We start from the raw sequence: 24,967 nt of genomic DNA, 5'->3' as shown, positions 1-24,967 counted from the left end.
ACGCGCTTAGCCGGTGCCCGCTGTTTCAGCACTTCACACTGCAATAAATTTAGGGTCAACTTAAAAATCCCTGTTTTTTTAGTGGTTAATATGTATTTATGGAAGAAATACTTTTAAAACAGAAAGTTGAATTAAATATGTAAATGCAGCAGCGACGGAATTTGTGAAAACAGCCACAGCAGCAGACCGATGGTGCCGCCAACCAGCGTGCCGTTAATACGGATAAACTGCAGATCCTTCCCGATATTCAGTTCGATTTGCCGCGACATATCGCGGGAATCCCAGCTTTTGACCGTATCGCTGATATGGCGCGTCAGGAAGGTGGCAAACTCCGGTGCCACCCGGTGCGCCGCCTGCTCGAGATGTTCGTTCAGCGATTCGCGCAGCGCTTCATCGTGGAGCAGCGTTTCGCCAAACCACTGCCCGGCTTCGGCAATGCGCTGTTTAATGCGTGAATCCTCACTATTGACGTCGTTTTTGACCCAACCGCGCAGGTCGGCCCACACTTCGCCCAGATAGCGGTTAAACGTCTCATCATTTTTCAGATACGCTTTGATACTGTCCGCTTTTTCCGCCATCTGCGGATCGGACTTCAGGTTATCGATCAGCTTGAGCGCCGCGCGATCGAAGGCCTGGCGGATCTGATGAGCGCGATCCTGACTGACTTCGTCGAGCAGCGTGTTAACCGCATCGGTAACCATTTCAGCGCTGTGCTCGCCCAGCCATTCGGTAGGCAGTAGCCTGGCTTTAAGCGGATGCTCGATCTCCAGCCAGTGCACGATACCGCGGGCAATAAACGCCCGCGAGCTGTCGCGCTGGAGCAGGGCGATCAGCTGGCTAATCAGCGAATCCAGCAGTTTCTGATGGCGGTTATCGCGCGTCAATCCTTCCAGCATCATGGCGCTGGTTTGGGTTAAATCGACCTTATCAATCGCTTTATGCACCGCACGACGCAGCAGGCGCTGAATGCGCGCGTCGTCGGTAAGCTCGAGAAAGCCGCTCATCACCTGCAGCAGATGCTGACCGACCCGACGCGCGTTTTCCGGCTGGCTGAACCAGTTGCCGAGCATCAGCGCCGGTTCGTAGCGGCGGATCAGCGCGACCAGCGAGGGCGTATCGAGAAATTTTTCCTGCACGAAATAGCCGAGATTGTCGGCAATTCGGTCTTTATTACGCGGGATAATTGCCGTATGTCGCGACACGAACGGCAGCGGAATGCGGCGAAACAGCGCAACCACCGCGAACCAGTCCGCCAGCGCGCCCACCATCGCCGCTTCGGAAATAGCCTTTAGCGCACCGACCCATGGCGTCGGCGGCAGCACGAGGGTAGTGATAAAAATGGCGACTGCAATCAGCAGCAGCGAGAGCGCCAGCAGCTTGGCGCGTTTCAGTTCCGCGAGTTTTTCCATAGGTCTAAGCATATAGCCTGACGGCGAACTCGTGCAAAAACTGATTGAGCGGGAGGGGTGGGACTTTATTTGCCTGAGACTTATTTCCCGTGGCGCTTAGCTAGCTAAGAGTGGGCATCGTGAGCACCATTGATGATATGAAATGACGGTATAGCAATTTAACCGTCTGGATTTCACCAGAAATTAGTGATTCAATAGGAAATTAAATACGTTTTATATTTCAATGTGTATCAAAATCATTCCTGAAATTTCCTGGTGCTATATTTGATGAAAACGGATAAACATTCTGTTGATTTTAATAAAATTCTGTCTTTCGATTTAGAGCTTACGCGTGATGAAAAGTTAAGGCATATGGGGGCCGTGCTGGCGGAACGCACGTTGAGTTTGAAGATAAATCAGGATGAAGCGATTCATCAATTGGATGAAATGGCAGGCGATGCAGATTTAATCCTCGGTCATAACATACTGGATCATGATTTACCCTGGATTGCCAAACAACGCGTACGTGCTCAAATATTATTAGATAAACCAATCATTGATACCCTTTATTTATCACCGCTAGCTTTTCCCGCAAATCCATACCATCGGCTGATTAAAGACTATAAACTGGTAAGAGATAGCATTAACGATCCAGTGAATGACGCTAAATTATCGCTTCAGGTATTCACCGAGCAAATATGTGCGCTGCAAGAAAAGCCGCTGGCTCAGTTGCAGCTATATCAGTATCTTTTTGAGCACGGCGTTGCCAGCCATTTCAGTACACGTGGGATGGCCAGCATTTTTTCCGCACTGACGGGTCAGGCGTCCATATCCGCCGTAGTTTTACCTACGCTAGTTAAATCGGTTGCTCAGAATAAAGCATGCCCTAACCAGCTTAATCGGGTTATTGGCGATGCTCTTAAACAGCCTTTGCGCTTACTACCATTGGCTTTTGCCTGTGCCTGGCTCCCCGTATCGGGAGGGAATTCTGTTTTACCGCCCTGGATATGGCGCCGTTTTCCCGTCACCGCTGATATCATCCGCGAACTGCGTGAGCAAAAATGCCAGTCTGAAACTTGCCGCTACTGCTGTGAAAACCATGATGCTCGTCGGCATTTACAGAAAATTTTCGAGCTGAACGATTTTCGTAAACTTCCTGATGGCTCGCCGTTACAGCGCAATATCGTTGAGTACGGATTAGCTAGTCGTTCACTGCTTGGGATATTACCGACTAGCGGAGGGAAGTCTTTATGTTATCAACTTCCTGCGATTGTCAGGAATCTGCGAAATGGTTCTTTAACCATTGTTATTTCGCCTTTACAAGCGCTGATGAAAGATCAAGTGGATAATTTACGTCATAAGGCAGGTATTAAAGGCGTTGAGGCCATTTCAGGGATGCTAACTTTACCTGAGCGCGGCGCTATTCTTGAGCAGGTCCGTAAGGGGGATATTGCGATTCTTTACCTCTCTCCTGAGCAATTACGTAACCGCGCGGTAAAACAAGCTATCAAGCAACGTCAGATTAGTGGATGGGTTTTTGATGAGGCTCACTGTTTATCAAAGTGGGGCCATGATTTTCGTCCTGACTATCTGTATTGTGGCAAGGTTATTGAATCTTTGGCGCAGGAGCAGTCTGTGCAGATTCCTCCGGTATTTTGCTATACCGCAACGGCGAAGTTGGATGTGATTAATGATATTTGTCGGTATTTTGACAAAAAATTATCGCACCCATTAGCTCGTTTTTCAGGGGGAGTAGAAAGAATTAATCTTCACTATGAAATCATTGCAAGTAATGGCTTGAGCAAAATTAGTCAGATTTTGAATTTGCTCGATAAATTTTTTTCTAATGATGATGAAGGTGCATGCATTATCTATTGCGCGACCCGCCGTTCGGTAGATGAAATCAGCGATGTGTTGACCCAACAGCAACCTTTACCGGTTGCTCGTTTTTATGCCCGGCTTGAAAATAGTGAAAAGAAAGAAATCCTTGAAGGGTTTATTGCTAACCGTTATCGAGTTATTTGTGCTACTAATGCCTTTGGCATGGGAATAGACAAAGAAAATGTACGTTTAGTAATACATGCGGAGATCCCCGGTTCTCTGGAAAATTATCTCCAGGAGGCAGGGCGTGCTGGGCGGGATACGCTGGACGCGCATTGTGTGCTATTATTTGATGAGCAGGACATTGAAAAACAGTTTCGCCTTCAGGCTATTAGTGAAGTAAGCTTTAAAGATATTTATGCAATATTTAAGGGAATCAAAAAGAAAGTTAATGAAAATAATGAAGTCGTTGCCACAAGTATTGAGCTAATTAATCATCCTATGGTTAAAACCAGTTTCTCTATCGATGATAACAATGCGGATACTAAAGTTAAAACGGGGATAGCGTGGCTGGAACGTGTTGGTTATGTGGAGCGACTTGATAATATAACTCAGGTTTTTCAGGGAAAAGTGGCCTTTTCTTCTCTGGAAGAAGCGCAAAGTAAGATGGCAGCGCTGCACTTGAATCCTGCGGCGATGGTTCTCTGGAATGCTGTTTTACAGGCGCTATTAAATGCTAATGACGATGACGGACTTAGTGCCGACAGCATTGCTGATGAGGTTGCCCAATTTCTTCCGCATAAAGAAAATAATACGTCAGGAATTGAAGCAAAAGATGTTATGCGCGTATTGACACAGATGGCTGATGTTGGCCTGGTCACCAGGGGAATGCTGCTGACCGTACGTATGCGCCCCAAAGGGAAAGATAATGCGAGGATCACAACTGAGTTAATTCACAATATTGAAATCGCCATGTTAGGGCTGCTGCGCGAAGCTCATCCTGATATTGAACTGGGGATGCCATGGCCTCTCCAGATTGCGGTTATGAATCAAGAGATTATTCAGCAAGGCTATGATAGAAGTAATACCACGTTACTACAAAATATATTATTTAGCTGGTCTCAGGATGCTCGAGCAAACGGTCATAAAGGGCTTATTGATTTTCGTTATGGTACAAGGAACAGCTACCAGATTATTATGTATCGTGACTGGGCATATATCGAAAGAGCCATTTTACAACGTCATCGTGTGACAAGCTCCGTACTGAATTTTATTTATCAATTGGCATTGGATAGTGATGAAAGCAGTATCAAAAAAGTGATGCTTTCTTTCTCACTGGAACAGGTTATCGATTATTTAAGAAAAGATGTTGATATTATTCCAATGATCCAACAGAGACAGGGGGGGGATGAGCAGCAGTGGCTGATGGCTGGTGCAGAACGTGCTCTACTTTATCTTCATGAACAACATGCCATTGTGCTGCAAAATGGGCTGGCTGTTTTCCGGACAGCGATGAGCTTGAAATTGCAGGCTGAAAAATCGCAACGGTATGTCAAAGCTGATTATGAACCACTGGCTCTCCATTATCAGCAAAAGACGCTTCAGATCCATGTGATGAATGAATACGCCAGGCTTGGTCTTGAAAAACCTAACTATGCCCAACGGCTCGTACAGGATTACTTTGCTATGGATGCCGAGTCATTTGTTCCACTTTATTTTAAAGGGCGGCGAAAAATTCTCGATCTGGCAACCAGCGAAAGCTCATGGAAACGCATTGTTGAAAATTTGCATAATCCCGATCAGGAGCAAATTGTGCAGGCGAGCCTTGAACAAAATACGTTAGTTCTTGCCGGACCAGGCTCAGGGAAAAGTAAAGTTATTATCCATCGATGCGCCTATCTTTTACGCGTGAAGCAGGTCGACCCGCGTAAAATCCTGTTGCTCTGCTATAACCGTAACGCAGCGATTTCCTTAAGACGCAGATTGAAGTCGTTGCTTGGTAAAGATGGCGCCAGCATAATGGTACAAACCTTCCACGGATTAGCATTGAGCCTTACGGGATACCAGATTGAGCGGAAAGATAATGACGAAATCGATTTTGATAACCTGCTCTGGAAAGCAATAGCTTTACTCAAAGGCGATGAAACGCAGCTCGGGTTAGAAGTTGAAGAACAACGTGAATACCTCCTCGGCGGGCTTGAGTATTTACTAGTGGATGAATATCAGGATATTGATGAGCCACAGTATCAGCTGATTGCCGCGCTGGCAGGTAAAAATGAAAGTGAAGATGATGCTCGTCTTAATCTCATGGCGGTGGGTGATGACGATCAATCTATTTATGGTTTCCGTGATGCCAGCGTGCGATTTATTCGTTTGTTTGAAAGCGATTACTCCGCCCGTACTCATTTTTTAACGTGGAATTACCGCTCTACGGCCAATATTATTGCATGTTCAAATTATCTTATCAGTCATAATCAGGGGAGAATGAAATGCGAGCATCCGATCGTAATCGATCGCGCTCGCCAGATGCTTCCGCCAGGCGGAGAGTGGAGCGCACTTGAACCTTCGGAAGGCAAAGTTGTTATCCAGCATTGTACCGGCGCGGCTCAGCAGGCGGCAGAAGTCGTGCGCCAAATTCAGTATATTCAACGGCTGCAGCCGGAATGCCCTCTTGAGAAAATTGCGGTTATTGCACGCAATGGGCTCGACAAAAAGGAGCTTATTTGGGTCCGTTCAGCCCTTGCGGATGCAGGTATTCCTTGCCGCTTTGCGCTGGAGAAAGATTATGGTTTCCCCATTCGCCACTGTCGGGAGATCGCCAATTATCTGCTATGGCTACGAGAAAGAGCGCTCGAGTCGCTGACGCCAGCAGAGCTGTGTCAGCAACTACCGGGGCGAGACCAGGCGAACCGTTGGCACGATATTATTTATGAATTAATTGAGCAATGGGAGCTAAGCCAGGGAGGCGAGCCATTACCTGCCGCTTATTTTGAACATTTCATACTGGAATATTTACATGCCCAGCACAGCCAGGTTCGCTTTGGCCTGGGGGTTTTGCTGAGCACCGTACATGGCGTAAAAGGTGAAGAGTTTGAGCATGTCATTATATTAGATGGAGGTTGGCGTAGTTCGCACTCTCTGCAACCTGAAAATAACGAAGAAGAACGAAGGCTCTTTTATGTTGGCATGACGCGAGCGATATCCCGACTTGTTATTATGCATGATGATCGTGCGCCAAATCCCTATATCGAACAGTTAGATCCAGCGGTCATCAGCCATACTGCTGCACAAGCCGTTGCGCCTGGGATCTTACGTCGTTTCTCGATCATCGGATTGCGCCAGCTCTATATCAGTTTTGCAGGTGGACATCCGGCTGGTCATCCCATTCATTCGTTACTTACCGATACGCAGGTTGGGGATAGCGTCCAACTGGTCTCTGTCGGGAATACCATCAAGGTGAATGCTAATCAATCGGCAATTGCGCAGCTTTCAAGTGCCGGAAAGAGCCAGTGGCAATTTTCTCTTTCCGGGATCCGCAAAATTGAAGTGCTTGCCATGCTACAGCGCAGCAAAACACTAACAGCAGAGGATTATCAAGTTGCGGTGAAAGTGGACAATTGGTATGTACCGATATTATTGGTTGAAACCCGTGAAGAAGCCGCTTATGACAATATTACTTGAAGCAGAATACTTACACGGCCTCGTGCAAAAATTGCCAGACAATCCAGCCGCCAAAAGCCATCAGTATGGCGCCGGCCGTGCGCTCGACTCGCCAGACGACGGCGGAAAGGCGGCGCTGCACCGACGGTAGCGCAATCAGCGTAACCAGCAACAGATCCCATATCAACACCACGCTGGTCATCCATGCCCCGCTGACGGCCTGCTGCACCAGCGTGACGTTCGGTCCCAACAGGGAGGTCATCAGCGCGAGGTAGAACAGGGCGTTTTTCGGATTGAGCAGCGAAGAACCCAGCCCGAGAAAAAGCTGTTTCACCAGCGACGGGCGCGAAACCGGGGCGCCATCCAGCGCCAGCGTGGTAGGACGGCTTCTTATCAGCAGACTGCCAATCCACAGTAAATACGCCGCGCCCAGCAGCTCAATCACCGTAAACAGCAGCGGCGCGTGGCGCAGGATCCCCCAGCCGATTACCGCCAGAATAATATACAGACCGTTTCCGGCGGCAATGCCGATACACAGGCCGACGCTGCCGCGCAGGCGATAGCGGATGGCGTAGCCCACCAGCAGAAAAAAATCCGGCCCGGGGCTTAGCAGGGCGACAAAATGAGAAAGCGCCAGCGCGGGGAAGGCGGAAGGAAAGAGCGTAGCGAGTATGTCCATAGCAACCTCAGTAGTAACCTGAGGTCACCCTACGCCAGCGTAAACGCTAATTATTGTCTGTTATTGATCGGGACTGCGCATACTGGCGCGGCGTGGCGGCGGTATAGCTGACAAAGGTTTTATGAAAGTGACTCTGATCGGCAAACCCGGCCTGGTAGCCCACATCGGCAATATTATCCCCTGCGCGCAGGCGCGTTTTAGCGAATTCAATACGCGCGATATTGATAAAACTGGCGGGCGTCAGGCCGGTCTCCTGCTTGAAGGTGCGGATCAGCGTCTCTTTACGTAGAGCAAACTCGTCGGCGAGGCTATCCAGCGTCGGCGGAGCCTGCAGATCGGTTGCCAGGCGGGTGAAAAGACGGGCGCTGGTCTCGCTTAGCGCCTGAGGCGCATGCGGGCGCAGCGGTAGAGTATGAACCAGACGAGCGACGCTTGCAGGGAGCTGCATGGTCTGCTGCTGCCTCATCTGCTCCACGATCTGCAGATACTGCGCAAAGAGTCCGGCATCGCGAATGACGGGCGATGATGTGATCAACCTTGCCTGATGCACACCGTCTGTCAGCTGTTGCCAGCACCAGCTTAGCTCGAGATAGAGCATATGGTAGCTGCGCGGCTGGCCGTCGCGCGGATTACAGCTGTGGGGTGCCTGCGCGGGGATAATAATCAGGTCGCCAGGGCGCAGCAGATACTCCTGCCCGCTGCAGATACAGCGCGTTTCCCCCTCGATAATCGCCCCAATGGAGAGCTGCGGATGACGATGCCGTTTATAGGCCTGGCGGCTAAGCCATGTGCTGCGCAGCTCCAGCCAGGGAAGCTGTTCGTCACGCCAGAAAGTTTGCTGAATGTCGCGCGTATGGCTCACGGCTGGCTCCTGAGCTGAAGGGAATAGCTGTTTATAACATGCCATCAGCCGGTGGGAAAACTGCGAGTCGCGTTGGACAAAAATGTTTTGCTTGCAGCCGAAGAAAAATAGCTTTCGTCGCGGCTCGTAAAGACCAACAGCAGGGCGTGTGGTGAGAAACAGGGCGCAGTAGAGTGGCGGCAGGATTTCTTACGCAGGCGGATAGCCATGGAAAAGGGTACTACGTCCACGCCGCACGATGCGGTATTCAAACAGTTTCTACGTCATGCTGACACCGCGCGGGACTTCCTTGATATCCATCTGCCGCCAGCGCTACGAAAAATGTGCGACCTGGATACGTTAACGCTTGCGTCCGGTAGCTTTATTGAAGAGAACCTGCGGGCATACTACTCCGATGTTCTGTGGGCGCTGAAAACTGCCGCGGGAGAAGGCTATATCTATGTGGTCATCGAACATCAAAGCTCCCCGGATGCGTTTATGGCCTTCAGACTCATGCGTTATGCTATTGCCGCGATGCAGCGCCATCTGGATAACGGGCATAAAACGCTGCCGCTGGTGATCCCGATACTGTTTTATCATGGCGTCGCCACGCCATACCCCTGGTCGTTATCCTGGCTCGACATGTTCGCCGACCCAGCCCTGGCAAAACAGCTTTATACCGGACCATTTCCGCTGGTGGATATTACCGTCGTACCTGATGACGAAATTGTGCAGCATCGAAGAGTCGCCCTGCTGGAGCTGATGCAAAAACATATTCGTCAGCGCGATCTGCTGGGTATTGTGGAGCATCTGACGGCCATTTTGCTTAATGGATACGCTAATGACAGGCAGCTGAAAACGCTGTTTAATTATCTGATTCACTCGGGCAAAGCGCTTCGGTTAGGTAAGTTCATCCGCGAAGTGGCCCAGCGGGTACCGCAGCACAAGGAGAAGCTAATGACTATCGCCGAAAGGTTACGTGAAGTAGGGCGCAGGCAGGGGAAGCGGGAAGGCCTTGAGAAAGGTCGTCTGGAGGGGGTTGAAGAGGGGCAGCGCGCCGAAGCGCTGCGTATCGCCCAAACGATGCTCGCCGAAGGTATGGCGTTGGAGACGGTGCTAAGAATTACCGGTTTGCCGGAGGCGGCGCTTGCGGTCAGGCATCATTAGGCCCCTGATGCGCCGGGGGGCAGCTGGAGCCGTTTAGCCCTCCAGGCGTTCACCATTTCATTCCTGGAAAATTCCGTATCTACCTGATCCGGAGCGCATCCTCAGCTATCTCGACTACCCTTAATAACCTGTGCGGTATTTATGACTGCGTTAACAGCGATAACAAGGAGACATGCGATATGGCTTATCAGACGGTGAATCCTGCCAATAATCAGCTTATCAAAGCGTATCCGGCACACAGCGATGCTGACGTGGAAGCGGCGCTGCAAAAGGCGGATGCGCTTTATCATTCGCAGTGGGCCAAGGGAAATATTGACCAACGGCTACCGATCCTGCACAAGCTGGCGGACCTGATCGACAGCCGGGTTGAAGAGCTGGCCAAAATCGCCAGCCAGGAGATGGGTAAGCTTATCGAGCAAAGCCGCGGTGAGGTCAAACTGTGCGCGCAAATTGCCCGCTACTACGCCGATAACGCAAAACAGTTTCTGGCGCCGGTAAAATATCCGTCAGAACTGGGTGAAGCCTGGGTCGAACACCATCCCATCGGCGTACTGATGGCGGTAGAGCCGTGGAACTTCCCTTATTATCAGCTGATGCGCGTGCTGGCGCCGAACCTGGCGGCAGGGAACCCGGTGATCGCCAAACATGCCAGCATCGTCCCGCACTGTGCGGAAACCTTCGCTCAGCTGGTTCGTGAGGCCGGCGCGCCAGAGGGCGCATGGACTAACCTGTTCATTTCTCAGGATCAGGTAGCGAAGATTATCGCCGACGATCGCGTACAGGGTGCGGCCCTGACCGGCTCGGAAAAAGCCGGTGGCGTGGTAGCGGCGCAGGCGGCTAAACACATTAAGAAAGCGACGCTTGAACTGGGCGGCAACGATGTATTTGTCGTTCTCGACGATGCCGATCTGGAGAAAGCGGTGAAGACCGGCGTGCAGGCGCGGCTCAATAATGCCGGGCAGGTGTGCACCGCGGCGAAACGTTTTATCCTGCATGAAAAAATTGCCGACGCTTTCCTCAGCCAGTTTACGCAAGCCTTCCGCGAGGTGAAAATTGGCGATCCGCTGGACGAAAGTACCACGCTGGGCCCGCTCTCCTCAAAAGACGCGCTGGAAACGTTAACCAAACAGGTGGACGAGGCGGTGAAAAATGGCGCGAAACTGCATCTGGGCGGCAAACCTGCGCAGCGAGAAGGCAGCTTTTTCGAGCCCACCATACTGACCGGCATTACCCGCGATAATCCGGCTTATTTTGAAGAGTTCTTCGGTCCGGTCGCGCAAATCTACGTGGTGAAAGATGACGATGAGGCGGTGAAGCTGGCCAACGATTCGCATTACGGCCTCGGCGGAGCCGTGTTCAGCCAGGATATCGACAGGGCGAAACGCATGGCTTCGCGGATTGAAACCGGGATGGTCTATATCAACTGGTTAACCGATACCGCGCCGGAGCTGCCGTTTGGCGGCGTTAAGCGCTCCGGGTTCGGCCGCGAGCTTTCCGATCTTGGGATTAAAGAGTTTGTGAATCAGAAGCTGGTGGTGGTTCGCCGCTAAGCAACCGAGCGCGCAGATGCTCTGACTCCCCCACCGGACTAATGGCCCTCCCGGAAGACATCGATTGGCGAGGGTTTCTTCCTCAGAAAGAGGGAGGGGAAGGGTAATTTTGCGCCTCCTTCGCTCATCCTGACCCTCTCCCCCAAGGGGAGAGGGAACCGTCCATGCGGCTATTTGCGCAAGCTGGCAAACGCCGCGCGAATTTCTTTTTCCGGTAGATTGATGCCGATAAAGACGAGGGTACTGTGCGGCCGCTCATCGCCCCATGGTCGGTCCCAGTCGGCGCTGTAGAGGCGCTGAACGCCCTGAAACAGCAGGCGATTCGGTTCGCCGTCGATCCACAGCATCCCTTTATAGCGCATCAGCTGTTCGGCAAAAGTGAGCAGCAGATTTTCCATCACCCTGGAGACTTCGCTGATATCTACCGGATAATCCAGTTCCACTACGATTGACGATACGTCGTTCTGCTTGTCGGCCATAAAGTGGAAGCGCGGTTTGCTGCTAACCACGTTCTCCTCCAGCATAAAACCGCTGGTGTTAAACAGCAGATTCAGGTCGATATCGCCGTGGATGACGCGGTAAATGGGCGCGCGGACGTTGATGCGCGTCAGCCGCTCGCGGAGCTTGTCGCTGTCGCCCGCCACGTCGGTTTTGGTGAGCAGGATACGATCGGCGTACCCCACCTGCGACTGGGCAATGGTGAACTGGTTCATCTGCTGGTCAGCATGTGCCGCATCAACCAGCGCAATCACCCCATCCAGCAGGTAACGTTCGCACAGTACATCATGAGAGAAGAAGGTCTGAATAATCGGGCCGGGATCGGCCATGCCGGTACACTCAATCACCAGTCGGTCAAAATCAATTTCTCCGCGATCGCGGCTGTCGAGAAGATCGAGCAGAGCGTCTTCCAGTTCGTTGGAGCGGGTACAGCAGATACAGCCGTTGGTCAGGGTTTTAATCTGCGTCGCGCGGTCGCCGATAAGCTGGTCATCGACGGCGACTTCGCCAAATTCGTTTTCGATAACGGCAATTTTAAAGCCGTGCCGTTCGTTCAGGATATGGCGCAGTAGAGTGGTTTTACCGGCGCCAAGAAAACCGGTTAATAGGGTAACTGCAATCGGTGCCATATTTGCCTCCATTAGCAGCAGCGCACGCCGCCTTTGCCGTCGCCGCCGTAGCGGGCCTGCTGGCGTTCGCGAAAGAATTCATCATAGGTCATGTACGGCTGGTCCGGATGATTGGTCTGCATATGCTCGACGTAATTATCGTAATCCGGAATGCCAATCAGCATTTTCGCTGCCTGACCGAGATATTTTTTTGCCTGACCTAAGTTACCAAACATTATGCTTTCCAGAGAACGAATAAAGCCGGATGGCGGCTAGCGCCTTATCCGGCCTACAAACATTCGCTTGTGTAGGCCGGGTAAGCGTAGCGCCATCCGGCATTAGGGGTTAGTGATGTGAAGAGGTCTTCACGCCGCCTTCCGGTACCGGTACGTACGGTGTCTCTTTGTCGGTACGCACTTTATTGTTGCGTACGTTGAGCCAGGTTTTGATGCCGTAGAAAATGATGCTGTAGACCACGACAAGGAACAGAATGCTCAGACCGGCGTTGGTGTAGTTATTCACCACGATATGGTTCATGTTGGCAATCTGCTGTGCGGTCAGTTCGCCGCCGGAAGCGATCTTCTCTTTGTACTGCTGAGCCATGAAGAAGAAGCCTTCCATCTGCGGGTTGGTGCTGAACAGTTTCAGGCCCAACGCCCAGGTGGTGCACAGCAGCAGCCATGCAGCCGGGATCACGGTGACCCAGATATATTTGGTGCGCTGCATTTTGACCAGCACCACGGTACCGAGCACCAGCGCCACGGCGGCCAGCATCTGGTTAGAGATGCCGAACAGCGGCCACAGGCTCTTCACGCCGCCCAGCGGGTCGACCACGCCCTGATACAGCAGGTAGCCCCACAGACCAACGCAGCCCGCAGTACCGATAATGCCTGCTACCAGCGAGTCGGTTTTCTTGAGGAACGGTACAAAGTTGCCCAGCAGGTCCTGCAGCATAAAGCGGCCTGCGCGGGTACCGGCATCCAGTGCGGTGAGGATAAACAGCGCTTCAAACAGAATACCGAAGTGGTACCAGAAGCCCATATCCGCCATCGGGATGATTTTGTGGAACACGTGAGCGATACCCACGGCCAGCGTCGGCGCGCCGCCTGCGCGGTTCAGGACCGACGGTTCGCCGATATCTTTCGCGGTTTGCAGGATTTGTTCAGGAGAGATCACGAAGCCCCAGGAGCTGACGGTCGCTGCCGCGTGAGCGGTGACATCCCTCAGTTGGGCGGCAATCAGCGCGGCGTTTTCACCGCCCATTTCGTGCAGGTTCGGCATGGTGATGCCCAGACCCGCCGGCGGGGTGTTCATCGCGAAGTAGAGACCCGGTTCGATAATTGATGCCGCCACCAGCGCCATCACCGCCACGAAGGACTCCATCAGCATCGCGCCGTAGCCGATAAAACGGGCGTCGGTTTCGTTAGCCAGCAGCTTCGGCGTGGTGCCGGAAGCGATCAGGGCGTGGAAGCCGGAGACCGCGCCGCAGGCAATAGTGATAAACAGGAACGGGAACAGCGCGCCTTTCCACAGCGGACCGGTACCGTCAATGTACTGGGTCACCGCCGGCATTTTCAGGTCAGGGTTAAGGATCACGATACCCAGCGCCAGGCCAACGATTACGCCGATTTTCAGGAAGGTCGCCAGGTAGTCGCGCGGCGCCAGAATCAACCATACCGGCAGCAGAGCCGAGATAAACGCGTAGCCAATCAGGGTAAAGGTAATAGTGGTGTCTTTAAAGGTCAGCGCCGGGCCCCAGTAAGGGTCGTGGGCAATCACGCCGCCGAAGTAAATAGACGCCACCAGCAGAACGATGCCGATAACCGACACTTCGCCTACCCGACCCGGGCGCAGGAAGCGCATGTAGATCCCCATAAACAGGGCAATTGGCACGGTCGAGCAGACGGTGAACACGCCCCATGGGCTTTCCGCCAGCGCTTTAACCACGATTAACGCCAGCACTGCGAGGATGATGATCATTATCAGGAAGCAGCCGAACAGCGCGATGGAGCCCGGTACTGGCCCCATCTCCTGCTTGATCATCTCACCCAGCGAGGCGCCGTTACGACGCGAGGAGATAAACAGCACCATAAAGTCCTGTACCGCTCCTGCCAGCACGACGCCCGCCAGCAGCCACAGGGTACCCGGCAGGTAGCCCATCTGCGCGGCGAGCACCGGGCCCACCAGCGGACCGGCGCCGGCAATCGCGGCAAAGTGGTGGCCAAACAGCACGTAGCGGTTGGTCGGAACGTAGTTCAGGCCATCGTTATTAATTACCGCCGGCGTCGAACGCGTAGGATCGAGCTTCATCACCTTTTGCGCAATGTACAGGCTGTAATAACGGTAGGCGACGAGGTAGACGGAAACCGACGCCACCACGATCCACAGCGCACTGACGTGCTCACCGCGGCGCAGAGCGACGACCGAGAGGCAAAATGCCCCGATGATTCCAAGAATCACCCAGGGTATGTGCTTGAATAACTTTTTAGTATCCATAGTAAAACCTGGCGTTAATGAGATGAATAATGGGCCGAAGCCGTTTAGTTTTGAGTCAGGGTTGGTGGAGGTATTGATTAGCTATGCTGGAGACGATCTTGCCAGAACTTCGCGCGCGTAAAGTTGGGTAAATCTGTGAGTGGTTATATTTGGGGTTAAGCGGTCACTTGCCGGGGTAAGCGGTTGGGAGGGAAGTTAACAGGGAATAATTATGTGATTGAGATCACAGGGAGTTGTGGTGTGGCACGAGTCATACCAGCGGCAGATTATATCAATTCAAATTCATTATTCTCATTTCATAATGACTTCACATTTTACCTTTATTGCTGAAATATATTCAGCAGTCCAATAAAAATAGCCCCTCATTGATGAATTCGTCGTTAAGTTATTATTACGATGATTGCCTTATGAATATGAGTTGATATTTATGCATGTTTGAATGTATTTAATCGCCATTAAAGAGTGTTTGTCATCGACATGGATAGCCCTGGCTTAAAAAATAATGAATAAACGGAGTTTAATTCATAAGGCTTTTATTATCTCTGCGCTGCCAGTGTGGGGGTACGCCGCGCCTGCGGATATCGTACGTGAGCAGCAGTTCATCAACCAGCAGCAGCGCCAGCAAGCCCTGGAAAGTCAGCTCGCGCCGCCGTCACCGGATATTCATTTATCCGCGGAAGGAGTAAATATCGATGATGGGCTATTTCCCGTTGAACAACCTTGCTTTGCTATTTCTCGGGTTATTTTGCAGGGCGCCGAAGCCTTACCGCATTGGCTTCCGCTCCAGCGCCAGACAAATAAAGTGAATGGGCGTTGTCTGGGAGGAAAGGGAATAAATCTACTGATGGCCCAATTGCAGAATATATTAATCGACCGCGGTTATATCACCAGCCGGATCCTTGCTCCGCAGCAGGACTTAAAAAGCGGTGTTTTACGCCTGGTGGTGATGCCGGGTTATATCCGTGAAGCCAGGCTTACGGCGCAGAGCGATGATTATCTGTGGCTGGCGAGCGCATTTCCGGCGACTGACGGGAAACTGTTGGATTTGCGCGATATTGAACAGGGGCTGGAAAATCTGCAGCGCCTGCCGACGGTTCAGGCCAGCATGGAAATTGTTCCGGGCGAGACGCCGGGGCAAAGCGATATTGTCATTAACCGCCAACAGGAGCGCTTCTGGCGCATCGACGCCTCGCTCGATGATTCCGGCTCTAATGCCACCGGCCGTTACCAGGGGAACCTGACGCTGTCACTGGATAACCCACTATCCTTAAGCGATCTTTTTTACCTTTCCGGTTCACATAACCTCGATGGCAACGGCGGTAAATCCTCAAAGAACCTGACCGGCCACTATTCGGTCCCGCTGGGCTACTGGCAGTTCGTATTAACCGCCAGCCAGTACGATTACGTGCAAACCGTGGCGGGGGCTAACGGCGATTACCAGTACAGCGGTAAAAGCAAGAACGTTGATTTCCAGCTTAGCCGCGTACTGCACCGTAGCGGTAGTCAGAAGACCACTCTTAGCGCCGATGTGTTAGCCCGCGAGCAGCGTAACTTCATTAACGACACCGAGATTGCCGTCCAGCGGCGGCAAACGGCGGCCTGGAAGCTTGGTCTGCAGCATCGCCATTACCTTGGCAACGCCACTCTCGATAGCGGAGTGAGCTACCAGCGCGGTACCCGCTGGTTCGGCGCTCAACCTGCGCCAGAAGAGCAGTGGGGGGAAGCAACCGCCCTCAGCAAGATCCTGCAATTTAATGCTCAGCTCAATTTGCCTTTTGCCTTGGGCGGGCAACGTTTTCGCTTTACCAGTCGCTATCAGCGGCAGATGAGCAGCACGCCGCTGACTTCGCCGGATATGTTTTCCATCGGCAGCCGCTGGACGGTTCGCGGCTTTGACGGCGAGCGCACCCTGACCGCCAGCCACGGCTGGTACGTCCGTAACGATATCGCCTGGTCGACCCCGTTGCCGGGGCAGGAGTTTTATCTGGGAGCAGATTACGGCGAAGTCGGCGGCGCTGGCAGTGAAACGCTGGTGGGCAAACACCTCGCCGGAGGCGTGGCAGGGTTGCGCGGCCAGTACCTACGCGCCAGCTACGACCTGTTCGCCGGTATCCCTTTAGACAAACCCGATGATTTTAAAACCGAGCCAGCAACTTTTGGTTTCAGCGTCAGCTGGAGCTACTGACTTTTACTCACGCGCCGTCCGGTGGCGCGTGCTGCGCACAGGGATGATTTTCCGCGCCGCGGTGAACAACGGATGACGAGTAACGGCAATGAATAAACGCTTTTATCGAATCGTATTTAATAAGGCTCGCGGGATGCTGATAGTGGTGGCGGAAACGACCCGCTCTCATCGGGCGGGCGTGTCGCCGCAATCTGGCGCCGACGCGCGAACCGGGTCGACGCTGACGTCCATCCTGGCGCCGCTGGCCTTTGGGTTTCTGCTCGCGTTTTCCTGTCTCACCCCGGCTAAGGCAGCGATTGTCGCCGATAACCATGCGCCCGGCGGCCAGCAACCGCAGATCGCCAATAGCGCCAATGGCACTCCGCAGGTCAATATTCAGACACCGAGTGGCGCAGGCGTTTCGCGCAACGTTTACAGCCAGTTTGACGTCGATGGGCGCGGCGTGGTGCTGAATAACAGCCACGCCAGCACTTCAACCCAACTGGCCGGGATGGTCGCCGGTAACCCGAATCTGGCGAAAGGGGAAGCCAGAGTGATCCTCAACGAGGTGAATACCCGTGATCCGAGCCGGCTGAATGGCTATATCGAGGTTGCCGGGCAGAAAGCGCAGGTGGTGATAGCTAACCCTGGCGGAATTAGCTGCGACGGCTGCGGGTTTATCAATGCCAACCGCGCGACGCTGACGACAGGTCAGGTGCAGTACAGCAACGGGCAGATTAGCGGTTACGATGTCAATCGCGGCGAAATTATCGTACAGGGAGGCGGGCTTGATGCGAGCTCGGTAGACAGCACCGACCTGCTCGCCCGCGCGGTGAAAATCAACGCCGGGGTTTGGGCGCAGGAGCTAAAGGTTACTGCAGGGCGTAATCAGATCGATGCGGCGCACAGTCTGACGACGGCGAAATCATCCGACGGCAGTGCGGCGCCAGCGGTGGCGATAGACGTCAGCGCGCTAGGTGGGATGTACGCCCATAAAATTCGTCTTGTCGGTACCGAGCGAGGCGTAGGCGTTCACAATGCCGGCAATATCGGCGCGGCGGCGGGGGACGTAGCAATCAGCGCTGATGGCGCGCTCAGCAACAGCAGCGTGATTCAGTCCGCACAGAATCTGCAACTGTCCGTTAAGGGCGATCTTCACAATCAGGGCCAGTTGTACGCCGGAAAAGATAGCCTGGTGACGGCCAGCGCGACGCTAACCAATGACGGCATTATCGCCGCGCAAGGTGATACGCGGATTGCCGCCAGCACTTTGCGTAGCGCGCAAAATAGCACGCTCGCAGCCGGATTAAATAGCGATGGTTCTTCCGCCAGCAGCGGCGCGCTGACGCTGAATAGCCAGACTTCGCTGGCGTTGAATGGCCGCAATATGGCGGCTGGGACGCTGACGGCGCAGGGCAGGGCAGTGGATCTTGATAACAGTCGAACCTCGGGGGCGCGGATTGTGGTCAGCGCCGCGTCCGGCGATATCACAACCCGAGATGCGGTGGTGGCGGCCAGCGAAAAACTCCAGTTGGCCGCCAGCGGCAAACTCAAAAACCACAGTGGCCTGTTGACGGCCAGCCAGCTTGAGCTGAAAGCAATGGCGCTGGATAACCAGCAGGGCGTAATCCAGCAGACGGGCGAGGACGATCTACGCCTTGATTTTTGCGCGGGATTGGATAACCACGGCGGTGAGATCGCCAGCAACAGCCATGCATTGACGCTCAGCACCAGCCAGTTGCTCAATCAAAACGGAACGCTGTTGCATACCGGCAGCGGCGGCATGTCGATTACCAGCGATGGCGTGCTGGACAACGGCGAAGGCACTATTGCCGCTAACGGCAATATCGTTTTGTACTCCGATAACATTAATAATCGCAGCGGTAAGATCAGCACGACGCAAGGCAATACTCAGCTCACTACGCGTCATGAGCTGGAAAATTCACAAGGGAATATCGTTGCTGGCGGTAGCCTTTCTCTACAAGTAGCAAGCCTTCGGAACCAGCATGGGCAATTGATTGCGGCGCAGGGCGACCTGGCCATGAGCTCTGAAGGAGGGCTGGATAACCGCGAAGGCGTTCTTGCCGCAAATGGCAATATCAAGCTTGACGCCGACAATCTGATCAACCATGGCGGAAAAATCAGCGCGGCGCAGGGCGACGTTCAGCTCACTGCGCGCCATGGGGTGGATAACTCGCAGGGGAATATCATCGCCAGCGGCGACATCCGGCTACGGGCTCAAAATCTTAACAATCGTCACGGGCAGGTTGGCTCGGCGCAGCGGGGCAGCGTCAACCTGACGACGAGCGGTTTGCTGGATAATCAGCAGGGCACAATTACCGCCGTTGATGCCCTGCGTATTCAGAGCGCCGCTGTTGATAACCGTCAGGGAGAACTGCAGTCCGGCGGTAACCTGAACATCACCATCCACAATCGGGGGCTGGATAACCGGCAGGGGCAGATCGTCTCCGCCGCCGCTCTGGATATAGCAGGCGTCAACCTGGTGCTGGCTAATACGGGCGGGACGCTACTTGCCGCGAGCAAACTTATTCTCGATGCCGGTTCCCTCAGCGGCGATGGCGAGGTGCTCTCTCAGGGCGATATGTCACTAACGTTGCGTCAGGCGTTTCATCACGCCGGGAGGATCATCGCCAACGGCAACCTGCAGTGGAATCTCTCCGGTTTGGGACTGATTAATCAGGGTGTTATCAGCGTTGGCCAGGTGCTCAATCTCTATGTGGCGAAGCTGGATAACCGTCAGGAAGGTGAAATCAGCTCTGGCGAGAACCATTTTACGGTCAACGGCGAGTTGGTCAATCGGGGACTGATTGACGGTGGTTTAACCCATATTGTCGCCACGACGTTAACCAATATCGGTAGCGGGCGCCTGTACGGCGACGCCGTCGCGCTGCAGGTGGCAACGCTGACTAACGCCGCGGAGAACGGCGTGGCGGCGACGATTGCTGCACGAGCATTGCTGGCAATGGGCGTCGGCACGCTCAATAACCAGGATCACGCGCTGATCTACAGCGACGGTACGCTTACCATTGGCGGCCAACTTGCCGAAGACGGTTCGCTCAGCGGCCGGGCGGGAGTCTTTAATAACCACAGCGCAACGCTTGAGTCCGCCGGTGATATGGCGATCGATATCCAACAAATCAATAACTACAACGACCATCTGGTGACGAAAGATGTGATGGTCGAGCAGTCATGGCGCCATGAAGCGGCGCTGAAAGGATCGGTACAGCGCTTCGACTGGTCGCTGGTCGATACCAGCTATAAAAACAAATACGGCGTTCACGACGCCATCATGCCGGACGGTAGCCGTGGCGATGAGTTCTATGAATATCAGTACCAGCGTACCGTTGTGGAAACGCAGGTGGTGGAAAGCGATCCCGGCAAAATCCTCTCCGGCGGCCGGCTCATCATCAACAGCGATAAGCTGAATAACTACGACAGCCAGATTATCGCCGGGGGAGCGCTCGGTGGCGTGATTAGCGAACTAAACAACGTCGCCACGACCGGTAAACGGGTGACCACCGACGTCGGTACCCAGACTCGTTGGTATGAGAAAAAGACCAGCCGCCCGTTTGGCGGCACCAAAACCAGCCAGGGGAAAAAAAGTAGCGAATATGAACCGACGCCCACGGTTCAGACTATCGATCTGCAAACCATAAAGCGGCAGGGCAATACCCAAATTGATGGCCATAGCAGTGTGATTACCCCGCGCGATCGCGCCGATGAGCCAGGTGAACTACCTGCCGGACGACTGGTGGAAGTGACGCCGGTTAACGCTGACGGAACGGTTATTCGCCTCGTCACGCCGGATACCCGTCTTCCTGTCAGCAGTCTGTATCAGATCGATCCACAGGCTAAAGCAGGCTATCTGGTGGAAACCGAACCGCGTTTTACCAACGGTAAAGCGTGGCTCGCCAGCGACTACATGCAAAATCAGCTGGGCGTTGATCAGGCGATGAAGCGGCTTGGCGACGGCTATTACGAACAGCGGCTGGTGCGTGAGCAGATCGTTAAACTGAGCGGCGAGCGCTACCTCCAGGGCTACAGTAACGATGAAGAGCAGTACCGGGCGCTGATGGACGCGGGCGTCGCCTTCGCCAAACAGTACAACCTGACGGTCGGGGTGGCGCTGACGCCAGCGCAGATGGCGCTGCTGACCAGCGATATGGTCTGGCTGGTCGCCAGAGAGGTCACGCTAGCGGATGGCTCTGTGCGGCATGTGCTGGTGCCGCAGGTTTATGCGCGGGTTAAAGCGGGCGATCTTGATGGCAGCGGCGCGTTGCTCGGCGGTGAAAACGTGGCGCTCAGTGTGAGCCGTGATGTGACCAACAGCGGGCACATCCACAGCCGCGGCGTGACGCAACTAACCGCGGAAAACATTCATAACAGCGGCTATATCGGCGGCAACCAGCTCACGCTAAACGCGCGTACTGATATCAACAATATTGGCGGAACGCTGCAGGGCGGCGATAGCCTGATCGCGCAAGCCGGGCGTGATCTCAACAGCGCCAGCACCCTCGGCGGCGGCCCAGGTAACATCAGCCTCGATCGGCCTGCGGGGATTTATGTCCAGAATGAAAACGGCCAGCTGGGGCTGCAGGCGTTACATAACATTAATCTGACGGCAAGCATGGTGAGTAACAGCGCGGCGGGCAGCCAGACGAAGATTATCGCCGGCAACGATCTCAACCTGCGGACGCTCGCCACTACCCACAGCGAAAGCGGAAATTGGGGGAAAGGCAACGATCGTTCTTTGACCCAGCGTGGCGATATCGGCACGCAAATTAATGGCGGCGCGGTTGCGCTGTCCGCCGTCCACGATATTCATGCCCGCGCCGCCAGCGTGACGGCAACCAGCAGCCTGACGGTTGCCGCCGGCAATGACATTAACCTCAGCAGTGGCGAGTCCTCATGGCATCTGACGGAAAACAACCATCAAAGCAGCAGCGGCCTGCTGGCTCACCGCTCGCTCACCACTCACGATGAAGTGTGGGCGCAGAACGCCATCGGCAGCAATTTTAGCGGTGACAGTATTGTGATGCAGGCCGGGCGCGACCTGCTGGTGTCCGGCAGCAGTGTTGCCGGCACCCAGGACGTCAACCTTGTGGCGGGGCGTAACCTGACCATCGCCACCGCCGAGGAGAGTCGCCAGGAAAACCATCTACGTAAAGAGAAACATAGCGGCTTTTCCGGCACTGGCGGTGTTGGCTTCAGCGTCGGCAGTTCGTCGCTGAAAGCCACCGACGTGACGACAACGCTGAGTAGCGCCGCCAGTACCGTCGGAAGCTCACAGGGCAACCTTAGCCTGAGCGCCGGTAATGTGTTGACGGTTCAGGGATCTGACATGGTGGCCGGCAACAATATGGCGTTGACCGGTAAAACCGTGAATATTCTGGCAGCGGAAAACCAGAGCACCCAGACCCATACCGTGGAACAGAAAACCAGCGGCCTGACGCTGGCGTTATCCGGGATGGTGGGCAGCGCCATTAATACCGCGGTTTCCAGCGCTAAACAGGCCAGCACCGAGAGCAATGGCCGTCTCGCCGCGCTGAGCGGGCTGCAGTCGGCATTATCGGGCGTACAGGCGTATCAGGCATCGCAGATGCAGACTGCGGATTCCAGTCCGGAGAGCATGATAGGGGTCAACCTTTCCTGGGGTAGCCAGTCATCGAAATCCACTCAGCGACAAACGCAGAACACCAGCCGCGGCAGTAGCCTGATGGCCGGCACCAATCTCAGCATTATCGCCACTGAGGCGGATATCAACGTTGAGGGCAGCCAGCTGCAAGCCGGCGGCAGCGCGTTACTCAATGCCGCGCGCGATGTGAATTTATTCTCTGCGGAGAACGTCAGCACCCTGAGCGGTAAAAACGAGAGCCATGGGAGTTCGTTTGGCGTCGGTATTAACTTCGGTCAGGGCGCGAACGGGTTGACGGTCAGCGCCAGCGCCAATGCCGCGAAGGGCCACGAGAAGGGCAACAGCCTGATGCATAACGAAACGACCCTCAGCGCCGGGGAACGGGTGACTATCGTCAGCGGTCGCGATACGACGCTGACCGGGGCGCAGGTGAGCGGCCATCAGGTGACAATGGACGTCGGGCGTAACCTGACGCTGAGTAGCGAACAGGACAGCGATAACTACGATTCGAAGCAGCGTAGCGGCAGCGTGGGGGCGAGCGGCAGCATGGGCGGCGGTTCGGGCTCTCTCAACCTGAGCCAGAGCAAAATGCACAGCACCTGGGCATCGGTGGAGGCGCAAACGGGGATTTTTGCCGGCGAGGGCGGTTTTGATGTGAAGGTGGGCGGGCATACGCAACTGAATGGCAGCGTGCTGGCGAGCACGGCGGCGGAGCTGAACCGCTTGGATACCGGGACGCTGGGTTTCCGGGATATTAAAAACTCTGCCGAGTACAGCGTGGAGCAGCAGAGCGTGGGGACGAGCACGAGCGGTAGCGTGGCGGGGCAGTTCCTGGGGAATGCGGCCAGCGGTCTGCTGATGGGGGCGAACGGCAGCGGCAGCGACAGTTCGCTGACGCGGGCGGCGGTGAGCGAGGGCAGTATCGTTATCCGCGACGGCACGAGTCAGCAGCAAGACGTGACGAGGTTAAGCCGGGATGCAGCGCATGCGAACCAAACGTTGAGTCCGATATTTGATAAGGAGAAAGAGCAGAACCGGCTGGCGGTGGCGCAGAAGATAGGTGAAACAGGTCGCCAGGTGAGTGATGTGCTCGTGACGCAGGGCAAGCTGAACGCGCAGGCGGCGCAGAGCGACCCGGCTGCGCGGGCAGCGGCACGGGAGATGCTGGTAGCGGGAGGGAATGCCCATCCGAGCGAGGAACAAATCAGCGCGCAGGTGAGCCGGACGGCGACGGCGGACTACGATACGGGCGGAAAGTACCAGAAGGTGGCGCAGGCGGTAACAGCGGCGATGCAGGGTCTGGCGGGCGGCAACCTGGCGCAGGCGGCGAGCGGCGCAGTGAGTCCGTATGTGGCGGAAATCATTCACAGCCAGACGACGGACAGCGCGACGGGCAAGGTGAATGTGGAAGCCAATGCGATGGCGCACGCGGTGTGGGGAGCGATAGCGGCGGCATCGGGAAATAACAGCGCGCTGGCGGGGGCGGCAGGCGCGGTGAGCGGCGAACTGCTGGGGCGCTGGATAGCGGCAGAATATTATCCGGATGTTAAGACAGAAGAGCTGTCGGATGAGCAGAAGTCGACGATAAGCGCGCTGAGTACGCTGGCGGCGGGACTGATAGGGGGGCTTAGCGGAGGCAGCAGCGGGGATGCGGTCGCGGGGGCGCAGGCCGGGAAGAACGCGGTTGAGAATAACTCGCTGAGCGGTGATAAAGCCCGAGAAGCGGCGAAACAGGCTGCTGAATCCCTGAAAAATCAGGTCAGGGAAAAGCTGGGTGAAGGCACCACTTCTGCCATCGCGAACGCCATTATCAATGGCCTTGCTGATACCGGCGATGCGGCATTAGGTTCTGTTGACTATGCTGCTGATGCGGCCATGGTGCTGGCTTCCTGTGCTGTGGGTGACAGTTACTGCAGTAAAGCGATGAGCGACCTGGCCGGGAAGAATCAGGCGCTGGCGGATACTGTTACCACGCTGATGCAGGGTGAAACCTGGTCTGCGGTTGCGGATACGGTTAAACAGGCGGCTGGCGGGAATCAAGCTGCACTGGAAGCAACGGGCGGGCTGCTGGCAGGCATTATGTTGCCAGGGAAGAAAGTACCAAGTCCAGCGACTCGAATTGAAACAATATTAAAATCTGAAAAAAACTGGGAAAATGCTCGAAATAAGGCGCTAAATATTGTGGGTAATTTGGGTGCTGACTCTAAGCCTGTAATTGGGCGACTAGAAGTGAGTGCTGGGAATGGAAAAATAATTGGACGGCAATCTAATGATGGTAAGGTTGGTTGGCGTGTTGATTATGATCCTGAAAAGGGAATGCACATCAACGTATGGGATTACTCTCAAGGGAAAGGGCCGGGCAAAGCAGTCAAGCAGGTTATACCATTTGAAGGTAATGAAAAAGCGTTTGAAACCATATTGAAACAGTTGAATAGGTAG

Annotated in this window: 11 protein-coding genes; 5 read left to right on the top strand and 6 right to left on the bottom strand. The window is 54.5% G+C overall.

Annotated features, from left to right (window positions below; translation table 11 throughout):
• Positions 1–131: 131 nt before the first annotated feature.
• Complete coding sequence (locus HMPREF3178_RS24435) at positions 132–1,421, bottom strand: DUF445 domain-containing protein (protein ID WP_017145055.1); 1,290 nt, start codon at positions 1,419–1,421, stop codon at positions 132–134.
• A 255-nt stretch (positions 1,422–1,676) separates the two neighbouring features.
• Between HMPREF3178_RS24435 and HMPREF3178_RS24430 the strand changes: the two genes are divergently transcribed.
• Positions 1,677–6,890, top strand: coding sequence for a RecQ family ATP-dependent DNA helicase (locus HMPREF3178_RS24430; protein ID WP_017145054.1), 5,214 nt, complete (start codon positions 1,677–1,679; stop codon positions 6,888–6,890).
• A 10-nt stretch (positions 6,891–6,900) separates the two neighbouring features.
• Here the strand turns inward: HMPREF3178_RS24430 and HMPREF3178_RS24425 are convergent, their stop codons facing one another.
• Together HMPREF3178_RS24425 and HMPREF3178_RS24420 are read right to left on the bottom strand one after the other, a co-directional pair.
• Positions 6,901–7,548: a LysE family translocator gene (locus HMPREF3178_RS24425; protein WP_024273684.1), complete on the bottom strand. Its 648-nt coding sequence runs from the start codon at positions 7,546–7,548 to the stop codon at positions 6,901–6,903.
• A gap of 46 nt (positions 7,549–7,594) precedes the next feature.
• Positions 7,595–8,410: an AraC family transcriptional regulator gene (locus tag HMPREF3178_RS24420; RefSeq protein WP_004108585.1), complete on the bottom strand. Its 816-nt coding sequence runs from the start codon at positions 8,408–8,410 to the stop codon at positions 7,595–7,597.
• 207 nt (positions 8,411–8,617) lie between these two features.
• Here HMPREF3178_RS24420 and HMPREF3178_RS24415 point away from each other — a divergent pair, with 207 nt between their 5' ends.
• Positions 8,618–9,556, top strand: coding sequence for an Rpn family recombination-promoting nuclease/putative transposase (locus HMPREF3178_RS24415; protein WP_004108583.1), 939 nt, complete (start codon positions 8,618–8,620; stop codon positions 9,554–9,556).
• 179 nt (positions 9,557–9,735) lie between these two features.
• The gene (locus tag HMPREF3178_RS24410) at positions 9,736–11,106 is read left to right on the top strand and encodes an NAD-dependent succinate-semialdehyde dehydrogenase (RefSeq protein WP_004108581.1); all 1,371 of its coding nucleotides are present in this window, start codon (positions 9,736–9,738) and stop codon (positions 11,104–11,106) included.
• Between the two features lie 170 nt (positions 11,107–11,276).
• On the opposite strand, the gene yjiA is transcribed toward HMPREF3178_RS24410, so the two are convergent.
• The 3 genes from yjiA to btsT all read right to left on the bottom strand — a co-directional run bounded on the left by yjiA (position 11,277) and on the right by btsT (position 14,708).
• Positions 11,277–12,233, bottom strand: coding sequence for a GTPase (gene yjiA, locus HMPREF3178_RS24405; protein WP_004108579.1), 957 nt, complete (start codon positions 12,231–12,233; stop codon positions 11,277–11,279).
• Between the two features lie 11 nt (positions 12,234–12,244).
• Positions 12,245–12,448 (bottom strand): YbdD/YjiX family protein, encoded by a 204-nt coding sequence (locus tag HMPREF3178_RS24400; protein WP_004108577.1) that lies wholly within the window; start codon positions 12,446–12,448, stop codon positions 12,245–12,247.
• Positions 12,449–12,557: 109 nt separating this feature from the next.
• Positions 12,558–14,708, bottom strand: coding sequence for a pyruvate/proton symporter BtsT (gene btsT / locus HMPREF3178_RS24395; RefSeq protein ID WP_004108575.1), 2,151 nt, complete (start codon positions 14,706–14,708; stop codon positions 12,558–12,560).
• 502 nt (positions 14,709–15,210) lie between these two features.
• On the opposite strand from btsT, the gene HMPREF3178_RS24390 reads away from it, so the two are divergent.
• Positions 15,211–16,893 carry a ShlB/FhaC/HecB family hemolysin secretion/activation protein gene (locus HMPREF3178_RS24390; protein WP_017145053.1) on the top strand — a complete coding sequence of 561 codons (1,683 nt, stop codon included), beginning with the start codon at positions 15,211–15,213 and terminating at the stop codon, positions 16,891–16,893.
• Between the two features lie 133 nt (positions 16,894–17,026).
• The gene (locus tag HMPREF3178_RS24385) at positions 17,027–24,967 is read left to right on the top strand and encodes a two-partner secretion domain-containing protein (RefSeq protein ID WP_032757189.1); all 7,941 of its coding nucleotides are present in this window, start codon (positions 17,027–17,029) and stop codon (positions 24,965–24,967) included.

Source organism: Klebsiella sp. HMSC09D12 (assembly GCF_001808475.1).
Lineage (GTDB): Bacteria > Pseudomonadota > Gammaproteobacteria > Enterobacterales > Enterobacteriaceae > Klebsiella > Klebsiella oxytoca.
The sequence above is the reverse complement of the archived record's forward strand: the minus strand, read 5'-3'. Positions and strand labels throughout refer to the sequence as shown.